This is a genomic window from Mesorhizobium sp. P2_A12, from assembly GCF_056405075.1.
Genome location: NZ_JBFUCU010000047.1, coordinates 1 through 9,980 on the forward strand (window position 1 = coordinate 1; position 9,980 = coordinate 9,980).

A 9,980-nucleotide genomic window follows, 5' to 3' on the forward strand; every position below is an offset into this window, starting at 1 on the left:
TGGCCGTTTCCGCCCAGCCTGCGATTGGTCCATATGTGCGGCGCCAGGACTCGCCAAGCAGCTTCGATACGGCAGGGACGTCCTGTTCGGTCATGGCTCTAATTCGCATCGCGTCAACTCGTCGTCGCTGGGTTTGCTGAGCCTCACGCTTTCTCGGGGCAAGGTCAAACGATCCCTCCTCCGGGCCACAGGCGGGCGCCAATAAGCGCGGGACGCTTCGAAGGTTAGGTGTAGGACAGTGACCAGTGGAACCGCGCGCTGGCGGGAAGCTGTCTCCGATCTCCTTACAGCGGGTTATTCCTGGGTTGACGCGGCAAAGCGCGGGGTCCCCCTGTTCACTACCTACTGGTCCAGCATCTGGTAGGCCTAGCCGGATGGTTGATCGAGTTCTTTAAGAGGCCAAAGTTAGCCGCTTGGCTCCAAGGTACATTAATGCCGAAGCTACACGAGTTCGGTTCCAACCGGCTGCTTCGGCGCGGTTTATCAGCTCGTCTACATGGGACGCCAATGCTTCCTGGCAATCGGCGTCATACGGAGCAGCGTTTACCTCATGAACGGGTGATCTAACTGCGGCTTCCTTCGCCATCAACGTGCTCGTTTCAATGTGTAACAAGGGAAAGGCGGCCACCTTCTGCGGCAGCCGCCTTGGGGCTCCTAGACATGATTTGGCATCGGATTTCTGAGGAACGAGGGCGCAGCCCCTTCATCCATGAGGATGTCTTTCTTGCGAGCGAAGGCGACAAAAACGCCTCGTGCAGTCTCAGGATCCACATCTTCGACCAAAGCAGCTTTACAAGCGCATATTGCCGCTTTTTGCTCAGGGCTGTTGCCACACCACTCCACGGCAAACTGATAGGCGTCGGCAACAGTGTTAAGTTGACGAGGGAAGCCTAGTCCGACCCAGACGCGGACTGGCTTTTCGAAAGGTTTGGACAGCATCGCAGACTCCCTTCGCAATGCTTCTAAGCGACCACTCCGCCGCCTCGGCTCCGGTTGCCGGAGATCGTCCAAGGCAAGGCAGTGGTCACGTCTTCATAAATCTTGGCCGACTTAGCGAAGCCGCAAAAAGCTTGGCGGGCGGCCGAAAGCGGGTAACCGCTGTCAAATGCCCTCTGACAGGCGCGAAGAGCGGTCTCATAAATTACCCCCCGTCGGTCTCTCGGCCACTCGTAGAGAAACTCCAGAGCGTCGTCGAGGCCCGCGATTTCCTGAATGAGGCCATTCCCGCTTTGCACGAAGACAGGGCTGTCAAACATCCGATCGTTCATAGGATCCTCCAAGTCGAACGAACAATTGCGTTTCATGTGGGCGGTGCCGTCAACGGGCAACGCCCGACGGCGATATGGGTCTGGGAATTTCGACCGTCAAGATGTGCCCGATGTCAGAAGATTGTCGATGGTTTGCGCCGTGGTCTATCCCCAACTCTGCGGCACCCAATCATTTTCCAACAAGAGGCGCGAGCACAACTCCCGTATGCAACTGGTGATCCAGTCCGCAACCAATCCCTCCGCCGCTCGTTGCCGTATGCTGGTTGATCCCAGTACTGCTTGGTCCCTCAACCAGGCAGACAGAAGAAAGGCCCGTCACGGCTTCGTCCGTGGCGGGCTTCTCTTTTGGGGCTGGGTTTGTCAAGCAATAAAAGACGCTCGCCGAGAGGTGCTCTGCCCGATTCACTTCGCCTTATCCGAGTTCCTTGAGTGGATCAGCCCTCAAAGCGAGAAGGCCGATGCCGACCTCAACGGCGTCCATCCCGCCTGTATAGCCATGATCGATCCGCAGCCCACATGAGGCGCCAAAGCCTTCTTACTAACTTCGCCCGATGAGCTTTCTTCAGCAGGTCCAGTCATTCTATAGTCGCTCCCAGACGCAGCAATTTGTCTGAATCAGACAGGCAGTCCGAAGTTCCGGGTTGTGTGCATATAACATTTGAAATTGAGGGCAAGAACGACCGGTGGGATTCTTCCATTTTGACAAAGGAGGCCCGCCATGCCAGTTTTCGCTGATCCGGAACAACTCACCCTGATCGCTCAGGTTCTCGAAACATATTGCCTGCCGAGAAACATCGGCCGTGGCAGCGAGGTGTACGAGCATCTCGCTCGACGAGCCATCTGGCTCTATGAGAGTGGTGTGCGAAATCCTGAGACAATGGAGCGTGCTTTGCACGACGCGTCGGTGACTGGGTCAAATTCCGTTGTCCAACGTCGACGGCGGGTAGACAAGGAGAAGATCGAACGGGCAACGCGTGAAGCGAGAGTTCTCATCGACGCCGAATGTGCTGCGCGAAAGGAAAAGACAGAAAGGCTTAGGGCGCTCCGGCTTAAAGCTTTATGAATGGAGGTCACGCTTTGGAAGGCAGTTGTGTCCCCTTGACACCACTGACTAACGGGACTCTCGCACCAGGCTGAGATAAGTCGGATCGAATTCGGCAATCTCTTGTAGTCGTTCCCAGTCGACAATCGTCAACGATTGATCCGCCCAGGTTATCACCCCAAGCTTGCGCAGTTCCCCAATGATGCGGTTCATGTGAACGACCGAGAGGCCTAACACATCCGCGAGCTCCGCCTGCTTAAGCGGAAGGCGAAAACTCATGCCACTGGTTCGCTTCACGACCTTCAATCGAACGTAAAGTTCGCAGACAAGATGGGCCAGATGGGATGTCTTGGACCTTCGACCCATCGCAACGATCCATTCGCGATGGATCGCGCCGTCGACGAGCGTGTCCAACCAGAGAAGCCGTGTGAGATGGGGTGCCGTCTCGGTGATCTTGCGAAGCCGATTATGATCGGCAATCAGTACACGACAGGGCGACAAGGCAACAATGCCGTGGTCCATGGTCTTGAGAAGAAAGGCGTGGAGGTCGACAAAATCTCCTGGCACCTGCAGAGACGTGAATTGGCGGCCGCCATCCTCAAGCACTTTGTAGCGCGCTGCCAATCCGTCGACCAGCAACGTACTGTAGGTTGGCCGAGATCCTGCTGAAACCAAATCTTGGCCGACGGCGAAATCCCGTGGGGCCGAAATCGTTGCGGCGAGCAGGGCCTGTTCGGCTTCGGAAACAACATCGTGTTGCTCAAGCTGCAAAAATAGAGGTTCTAGCATCGTCTCGAGCCTCAAGGGAAGGGAGCGCCAATTGCGGTTGACGTCTCAAGCAGGGGCGGCACGCTAGTCATTTGTAAATGACGTTGCACCGACAAAGTGCGGCATTTTTCGTCAAAACGCCAGCGTGACGGAACCGGGAATTGGTGCGGAGATTTAGCAACTTGAAGAGCTGCGGTGATTTCGCGATGAACCGATATTTCTTTGATGTCTACAACAGTGATGGGCAGGTTCTGGATCAGGAGGGTCAGCTTTTAGAGACGCGAGACCGGGCGCGGTCCGAGGCCGTACGAATCCTGCATGATATAGCGCGCGATGAGATGCCGGACAGCGATCTCGTCAAGATTACGGTGAAGGTCCGGAGCGACAACGGCGCGCAGTTGTTTGAAGCATCGCTGATACTGACATCGGGCTGGAGTGCTTGAAGGTCGGCCTTTCGAGTGTGTGTGGAGAGCATCAGACGTAAGCCAGATATTGCAGGGGGATGCTCCGCGCAGAGGAACCAAGAGCGGAAGCTAAATTGATTGGATCGTCGTAGCGAAATGGCATTGGCGGATCTTGAACAATTGGACATGTGCTCGGGACCGGCTCGTATTTGCGGCGATCGTTAGCTCCCTACTTCCGATCGCTTAAAAACAATGGTGATCTTGGTTCCTTCGCCGGGCCTTGAGTTAACATCGAATTGTGCTTTTGCATTCTCGGTCAATGAACGCGCAATGAGCGATCCCAGTTTCCCCGGCTTGGGCCATGTCTCGTCTTTTGGCAGCCCGATTCCATCGTCCGCAATGATGATGCGGCAACCGTCGCCATCGACAACGCTATGCAGTGTGATTGTACCGCCTTCTCGCCCCTTAAAGGCATGTTTGAGCGCGTTAGTCAGCAGTTCGTTCACGACCAATCCCGTCGGCATGGCAACATTGATCGACACCGGATAGGTATCCACCTTCATGTCAAGGCGTATGCCTTCGACCGCATGCGAGGCCATTACTGCGGATGCGATCTGGCTCAGATAGATACCCAGATCGACCTCATCCTTCTGCTCGTCGAGTGACAGTGTTTGATAGAGGATCGCCAGGGCATCGACGCGACCCGCCAACCTTTCGAACCGCTTTTGATCAGGCTCGGCCGCATTGCGTGTCTCGAGCCGGATTAATGCCGTGATCATCTGGAGATTGTTTTTCACCCGATGCTGCAACTCACGCAACAGCGTGTCTTTCTCGCGGATATCATCCTCGATCGAGGGCGCGACATCGCCGTGGAGAGACACATTCACCAGTGCCACGAGCCGAAAGCAAATCTTTCCATCGTCGTCCACTATCACGTTTGAATAGGCGTCAACGACTGCCGGCTCTTCGACGTCGCGCTGGAGACGAAATGTTCCTACGAAATCAGTGTCATTCACAACGCTCTCAGCTAGGGCCTTGTCCTTCTGGTAAACCCCAGTTCCTGAAAGTGCTTTCCAGTTTTCACGAGACAATCTGGAGGCCTTCAGGCCAGAGAGTTTTTCGAACTCCGGATTTGCATAGACGACGCGCTCGCTCGCGTTCAGGTCCGAAACCGCAATAGCGATAGGCACTTGGTCGAGGAATTTTTTGAACTGTTCGCTTTCCAACGCGGTCGCGAGATCAGGCGAATCGAGCAATTGCTCAACGGCTTCGCCCTTCTCTGAATCCGGTATCATTTTGGACCCTTGTACTGTCTGTGAGCATCATCAATATAGTCGGGCTCCCGGTCCGGCATCACCAAGACCCGAAGCGGCATAGCAACTGCCAATCAATAGGTCGGCACAAGCCTCGTATCCCGGAGCGGCAAAGCCATGGCGAATTGTAAGCCTTCTCGATGGTAGTTCAATTCGACCTTCGCGTCACATTGCACAGCAACAACCTTTTCAAGCAGCGTCGTGCCAAAACCGCGGCGTTGGGGTTGGCTTACCTCAGGTCCGCCGCGCTCCCGCCAATCGAGATTGACGATTTGTGCGGCACCGGAGCGGCTGATTGACCACCGAACTTCAAGGCGACCGCGCGGCCGAGACAAGGCTCCAAACTTCGACGAGTTTGATGCCAGCTCGTGGAATGCCATTCCAATCGGAATTGCGATGTCGGCGACCAGCCCCACATTCGGCCCATCAAGCAATATGCGCGACCTATCGCTCGTATCGTAATGGCGAAGTTCCGATTCCAGCAGTTTGTGCAAAGATGCCATTTGCCAGTAGTCGTCGGTGAGCATTGAATGTGTATCTGCCAGGGACACGATTCTCGCCGAGAAATCGCGTACGAAATCGTTTACACTACCGCTCGATTTCGCCGTTGCGTTCATCATCGCTCGGACATTGGCTAGAGTATTCTTGACGCGGTGATGGAGTTCTCTGATCAGCAACTTCTGCCGGTCGGCAACTTCCTGTTTCTGTTCGATATACGACTTGACCTCAAGTTGGCGGGCGCGGGCACGCAAGGCTGACCGCACGGAGTTGGCGAGGCTCGATGCGAGGAAAGGTCGCTCGAGCACGATCACATAACGATCGAGGAAGGCTAGCCGCTTGTCGATTTCTGTTCCCCGCATCGTCAACAGCACGATCGGAAAATCGGACCACGCTGGCTGATGCTCGAGCCAAGATGCAAACTGATTTCGATTGGAGCTGATCAAAGCTTCTTCTGCAACGACTAGGCACTTAGCTTGATCCAAAAGCGGAAGCGCTTCTTCTAAGCTCGCGCAGATATCCGCCTCGATCTCGCTGGCCGCAAGGATCGATGCGGCGATCTTGGCATCTCGCCCGACGGGAGCAAGCACGAGCACACCACGGTTTGATGGCATCATGAAGCCTTATCTTTAAGGAGGTCGCCCTGCTTGCCCTCAAAAGAAGGTGCGCCGCTCAGGATCCCCCGGAACTGCTCCAGTGGCTCACCCACGGTCAAGCCCGCTACGCCGATCCTAAACTCGCGAATGGTGTCTTCGTGCGGCCCCATGCGCTTCTTGACAACGGAAATAGCTCGCCTCAATCGGCCTCCACTTTCGAAGAAGCGCAACAGCATGACGGAATCACAGAGGTACGTCATGTCGACTGGAGTTGCCATCTGGCCGACTAATCCATGGTTGGCCAATAGCAGAATGGTCACCACGCCCTTTTGATTGAGGTAGGTTAGAATCTCATGCATCTGAAGCACAAGATGCTGCTCTTCCGACATGGCGTTGAGATAACCGGTTAGGCTATCGACGACGACAATTCTGGTACCAGAGCGCTCGACAGCAGACTGGATGCGCGACGACAATTCGCCTGGCGACAATTCCGCCGGGTCGATCCGTTCCAGCAATAATCTCCGATTCTCGGTGAATGGCTTCAGATCCATGCCAAGCCCTGAAGCGCGCGACAGGAAAATGTACTTAGTTTCGTCGAACAGAAGAACCAGGACACCCTCGCCACGCGTGAGGGCTGCATGGCAATATGTACAGGCAATGGTCGACTTGCCAACACCGGACGGCCCCATCAACAATGTACCTGGTGCCGCGTTCCAGGCCTCCGCCGACCAACGTGTCGACCGAGCTGCCGCTGACGGCTGGTCTACCAAGCTCAGCCATTTCATGTTCGGCGGCAACCAACCGCGGAAAGACAATGACGCCGCCTGGTCGGATAACAAAATCGTGGAAGCCACCGCGGATCTGAACTCCGCGCATTTTGATAACACGCAACCGTCGGCGCTCGCCTCCGTAAACAGGCGACGCTTGTTCCATCCGGATGACCGCGTGACTGATCGAATGCAAATTCAGATCGTCAGGTTCTGCAGTGAGGTCGTCGAGCAGCAGCACAGTCGCATTGCTGAGCAGAAAGAAGCTCTTCAACGCCAGAACCTGCCGTCGATAGCGCAATGACCCCTGTGACAGCAACCGGATTTCGGACAGCGAGTCAAACACTACGCGGTCTGGTTTAATGCGCTCGATTTCAGCAAGAGCTGACTGTACAGTTTCGCCAAGCTCCAGATCGGAAGAATGGACCAATGTCTGCAGCTGCGACGGGTCGAGGCTAAGCTCTGGCGGCACCAGCTCCAAGATTTCTATACGTTCGAGATTGAAGCCATGCCTCCCAGCAACGGAGAGCAATTCACGCTTGCTTTCGGAAAGCGTTATGTAAAGGCACTTCTCTCCGGACTCTGCGCCTTTGATTAGAAACTGCAGGCCGAGAGTTGTCTTCCCCGAACCGGGTCTGCCTTCCACTAGGTGAGAGCGGAATTTGGCGTACCCGCCTCGTAGAACATAGTCGAGCCCTTCAACGCCAGAGGCGATTGGTGAAGCGTCATCGTTTTCCACGTTGCCTCCTCGTCCTTTTGTGAACAGCGTAACGACCGGTATTTTTAATGGTTCCACTCTGCCGGCTCGGAACCGGTCGCGTTGGCCATATCGTGGGCGCGGTAATCTGGTTAGCAACATGCAGTGGGTCTCAGCCGCGTTTAGCGGCGACGACCGTCAGTTCGCCGCCTGCGTGTTGGATGGGGCATCTTCCCGTGCCGGATGGCACATTTCGCCGACGCTCTCCCTACTAATCGATAGCCGCCACCCGGCTCAGGCCGGACGCATACGACAACCCTCACCACCGAACAGATCAGCGAGAAGGTTGGCAGCGTGTCGACGTATTCTCCGACGTCATTCCAAAGTCCATCACGAGGGTCTTGGTGCCCTCAAACCTCTTGATGTGGGTGACTGGCTCGTAGGAGAGGCAAGCGACATCGGCGCCGGGATCGGAAACACCAGCTGCCTTTAGGCCACGCCGCCGTCCTCCATCATCGCTTCGACGCACTTGCAATGCTTCGAGCACCCCCGGCACGGCATGTCGTAGCACTCGATCCAATCGCCTCGACCGGCTGATATGGCTCGCGCTTCAGGCAGGCAACCGAATAGGTACAACGATGTAACCATTTTGGTTACAAGCGAGCCGCGCGAAAATTGTCGGTTTAAGAGAAGCGCTGACGCTGTCACCGAAAGCTAGCGGCAGGCGCAATCATGGAAGGAATTCTATCGCTGCGGACAACCTTCAGCGTGCGAATGACAACAATGAGGCCTATACCTCGCCGAATTCCTCTTCATTCGCTGCAGTCGGGCGCCGTTCATAGTCGACCGGCGGCAACAGTATCACTTCGATTTCCTTTCGGCCGAATTCCCGACCAAGTTGGAACGCCGCATAGAGCGCGCCGAGGCGGATTAGAAATTTCAGCATGACCGTCCTCCTTCCACCGAGAAACCTAAGCGGCCGGCAGATAGTTCCAATGCTGCCGGAACAATGATCACTAGCGCTCGTTGCCCCTGATCGATAGGCGAGGAGCGCAGACATGGCTGTGAAGAAAAAGAGCGACCAAAGCCGTGTTGTGAAGGGTGCAGAACTTGAGGTTGAGCACCTGACGGAGGTGACAGATGTAACGCCCAAACAGGCGCGGGTTCTGCTCCGCAAGCACGGCGCAGACTGGCAAAAGCTAAAGGACGAGGCCGAAGATATGAAGGACAAGGACTAACACACGCACCGCACGGCCGCCCCCGTGCATTAGCCCATCATCATAAGTTTGGAAAGCCGAGACGGGCAAACCCAAGGCAGAGGGGGGCTCACCGCTCACTCGTAACTCAGTTACGACCCACGTACCGCACCTTTTTGCTAGCGCGGCTGGGGCAATTGTCAAACGTTCCGGGGTTAAGACTCCGGCGCTGACAAAACCAAAGCCATCAGCGACCAGATTGACTAAAGCCCCGATTACAGAATTGAGGACTGCTGTAACAAGGGTTTTATGCCAAGACTCGCTATCTCAGTACCGCATCCCTACCATGTTTATGTCGCTGGCCACGAACGGGCGCTGGAGCTTGAGAGTGTCGATCATGCTCCCGCCCATGGGAGCCTTTACCGGTGCCTGTCAGGTAGCATTGATCCGACCCGCGTCGCCCTGCTACGTGCGGCAGTTCGCGAGAATGCATTGAAGAACTTTTGTCACGCCGCTCGCGATTGCGCGCGCATCCTGACGGATCCCGCGCCGGCAGAAAATCCGCTGAGCTTTCCGTCGAATTCCTCTGTCGCATCCGCCAATCGGAACATCGGAAGTTCTGGCGCATTGCTTGTAGACGCCATTGCAACTCACCACCACGGACGAAAAAGTGCGAAGCGCGATAACACATGTATGGGGCTTGGTGAGAGAAAGCGTAGTAGGCTTCATCAACGACAATGCTCTCAGTCATGGGGCGGCGATGGCTTTTTACGCCGCCACCTCCCTGGCTCCAATTTTGCTGATCGTCGTCGCTATTGCAGGTCTCGTTTTCGGCCAGGACGCTGCTCAATTGGCATTGTCTGCTCAGATTTCGGGGCTGATGGGACCAGCAAGCGCAGATCTCCTTCAGACCGCGCTGGAGAGCGCCTCGAGCAAATTATCCGGAACCTGGGCCGCGGTGATCGGGATAGTCACCTTGTTGGTGGCCGCGTCGGGCGTCTTTGGCGAAATGCAGCAATCGCTGAACACAATATGGAAGGTCGAACCTCGGGGGAGTTCCTTGTCGCGTCTGGTCCGCGCCCGTGCAGCAAGTTTGGGTTTGGTTGCTGCGCTAGGTTTCATGTTGCTCGTGTCTCTCGTTGCGAGCGCAGCGATTGCCGCGCTGGGAAACATCATCAATGCTCACCTGCCGTTTGGCACAATCGTCCTCGGCATGATGATTGGTGCTGTGGTGACCGCTGCCCTGTTCACCCTCGGAAAATCACTTATCGGCTGGTATATCGGCACCAGTGCGATCGCATCCTCGTATGGGGCCGCCGGCGGACTGCTCGTCATACTCCTGTGGGTTTACTACTCATCGGAAATCTTTCTTCTCGGCGCCGAATTCACTCGCGCCTATTCCGTTCGACATGGCAGCAGGTCCGATCTGAA

11 protein-coding genes and 1 pseudogene are annotated in these 9,980 nt (G+C 55.9%); 5 read left to right on the forward strand and 7 right to left on the reverse strand.

The window, feature by feature from the left end; genetic code table 11:
• Window positions 1-654: 654 nt before the first annotated feature.
• The gene (locus tag AC1DZU_RS34765) at window positions 655-939 is read right to left on the reverse strand and encodes a DUF982 domain-containing protein (protein WP_477291886.1); all 285 of its coding nucleotides are present in this window, start codon (window positions 937-939) and stop codon (window positions 655-657) included.
• Window positions 940-962: 23 nt separating this feature from the next.
• Entirely contained in the window at window positions 963-1,268 is a 306-nt protein-coding gene (locus AC1DZU_RS34770) for a DUF982 domain-containing protein (protein ID WP_477291888.1), read from the reverse strand.
• A 127-nt stretch (window positions 1,269-1,395) separates the two neighbouring features.
• On the opposite strand from AC1DZU_RS34770, the gene AC1DZU_RS34775 reads away from it, so the two are divergent.
• Both AC1DZU_RS34775 and AC1DZU_RS34780 read left to right on the forward strand, forming a co-directional pair.
• Window positions 1,396-1,788 (forward strand): hypothetical protein, encoded by a 393-nt coding sequence (locus tag AC1DZU_RS34775; protein WP_477291890.1) that lies wholly within the window; start codon window positions 1,396-1,398, stop codon window positions 1,786-1,788.
• A gap of 198 nt (window positions 1,789-1,986) precedes the next feature.
• Window positions 1,987-2,331 (forward strand): hypothetical protein, encoded by a 345-nt coding sequence (locus tag AC1DZU_RS34780; RefSeq protein ID WP_477291892.1) that lies wholly within the window; start codon window positions 1,987-1,989, stop codon window positions 2,329-2,331.
• Window positions 2,332-2,379: 48 nt separating this feature from the next.
• Here AC1DZU_RS34780 and AC1DZU_RS34785 read toward each other — a convergent pair whose 3' ends face one another.
• Window positions 2,380-3,099 carry a Crp/Fnr family transcriptional regulator gene (locus AC1DZU_RS34785; protein WP_477291893.1) on the reverse strand — a complete coding sequence of 240 codons (720 nt, stop codon included), beginning with the start codon at window positions 3,097-3,099 and terminating at the stop codon, window positions 2,380-2,382.
• Between the two features lie 185 nt (window positions 3,100-3,284).
• On the opposite strand from AC1DZU_RS34785, the gene AC1DZU_RS34790 reads away from it, so the two are divergent.
• Window positions 3,285-3,521, forward strand: coding sequence for a DUF6894 family protein (locus AC1DZU_RS34790; protein WP_477291894.1), 237 nt, complete (start codon window positions 3,285-3,287; stop codon window positions 3,519-3,521).
• Window positions 3,522-3,703: 182 nt separating this feature from the next.
• Here AC1DZU_RS34790 and AC1DZU_RS34795 read toward each other — a convergent pair whose 3' ends face one another.
• The 4 genes and pseudogenes from AC1DZU_RS34795 to AC1DZU_RS34810 all read right to left on the reverse strand — a co-directional run bounded on the left by AC1DZU_RS34795 (window position 3,704) and on the right by AC1DZU_RS34810 (window position 8,299).
• The gene (locus AC1DZU_RS34795) at window positions 3,704-4,777 is read right to left on the reverse strand and encodes a sensor histidine kinase (RefSeq protein ID WP_477291895.1); all 1,074 of its coding nucleotides are present in this window, start codon (window positions 4,775-4,777) and stop codon (window positions 3,704-3,706) included.
• 92 nt (window positions 4,778-4,869) lie between these two features.
• On the reverse strand, window positions 4,870-5,910 hold the full coding sequence (locus tag AC1DZU_RS34800) for a sensor histidine kinase (protein WP_477291897.1): 1,041 nt from the start codon (window positions 5,908-5,910) through the stop codon (window positions 4,870-4,872).
• Window positions 5,907-7,395 (reverse strand): annotated as a pseudogene (locus AC1DZU_RS34805) (ATPase domain-containing protein). The gene AC1DZU_RS34800 and the pseudogene AC1DZU_RS34805 overlap by 4 nt, the downstream one beginning before the upstream one ends.
• 748 nt (window positions 7,396-8,143) lie before the next feature.
• Window positions 8,144-8,299, reverse strand: a complete 156-nt coding sequence (locus tag AC1DZU_RS34810; protein WP_477291899.1) for a hypothetical protein — start codon at window positions 8,297-8,299, stop codon at window positions 8,144-8,146.
• Between the two features lie 112 nt (window positions 8,300-8,411).
• Here AC1DZU_RS34810 and AC1DZU_RS34815 point away from each other — a divergent pair, with 112 nt between their 5' ends.
• The gene (locus AC1DZU_RS34815; RefSeq protein WP_477291901.1) at window positions 8,412-8,591 is read left to right on the forward strand and encodes a hypothetical protein; all 180 of its coding nucleotides are present in this window, start codon (window positions 8,412-8,414) and stop codon (window positions 8,589-8,591) included.
• 601 nt (window positions 8,592-9,192) lie between these two features.
• The coding region (locus AC1DZU_RS34820) for a YihY/virulence factor BrkB family protein (protein WP_477291903.1) at window positions 9,193-9,980 on the forward strand (788 nt) is incomplete at its 3' end.

Bases quoted from the DNA above. Each gene is read 5' to 3' on its own strand.
- AC1DZU_RS34765 (WP_477291886.1), bottom strand. From the start codon at position 939: ATGCTGTCCAAACCTTTCGAAAAGCCAGTCCGCGTCTGGGTCGGACTA.
- AC1DZU_RS34770 (WP_477291888.1), bottom strand. From the start codon at position 1,268: ATGAACGATCGGATGTTTGACAGCCCTGTCTTCGTGCAAAGCGGGAAT.
- AC1DZU_RS34775 (WP_477291890.1), top strand. From the start codon at position 1,396: ATGGTTTGCGCCGTGGTCTATCCCCAACTCTGCGGCACCCAATCATTT.
- AC1DZU_RS34780 (WP_477291892.1), top strand. From the start codon at position 1,987: ATGCCAGTTTTCGCTGATCCGGAACAACTCACCCTGATCGCTCAGGTT.
- AC1DZU_RS34785 (WP_477291893.1), bottom strand. From the start codon at position 3,099: ATGCTAGAACCTCTATTTTTGCAGCTTGAGCAACACGATGTTGTTTCC.
- AC1DZU_RS34790 (WP_477291894.1), top strand. From the start codon at position 3,285: ATGAACCGATATTTCTTTGATGTCTACAACAGTGATGGGCAGGTTCTG.
- AC1DZU_RS34795 (WP_477291895.1), bottom strand. From the start codon at position 4,777: ATGATACCGGATTCAGAGAAGGGCGAAGCCGTTGAGCAATTGCTCGAT.
- AC1DZU_RS34800 (WP_477291897.1), bottom strand. From the start codon at position 5,910: ATGATGCCATCAAACCGTGGTGTGCTCGTGCTTGCTCCCGTCGGGCGA.
- AC1DZU_RS34810 (WP_477291899.1), bottom strand. From the start codon at position 8,299: ATGCTGAAATTTCTAATCCGCCTCGGCGCGCTCTATGCGGCGTTCCAA.
- AC1DZU_RS34815 (WP_477291901.1), top strand. From the start codon at position 8,412: ATGGCTGTGAAGAAAAAGAGCGACCAAAGCCGTGTTGTGAAGGGTGCA.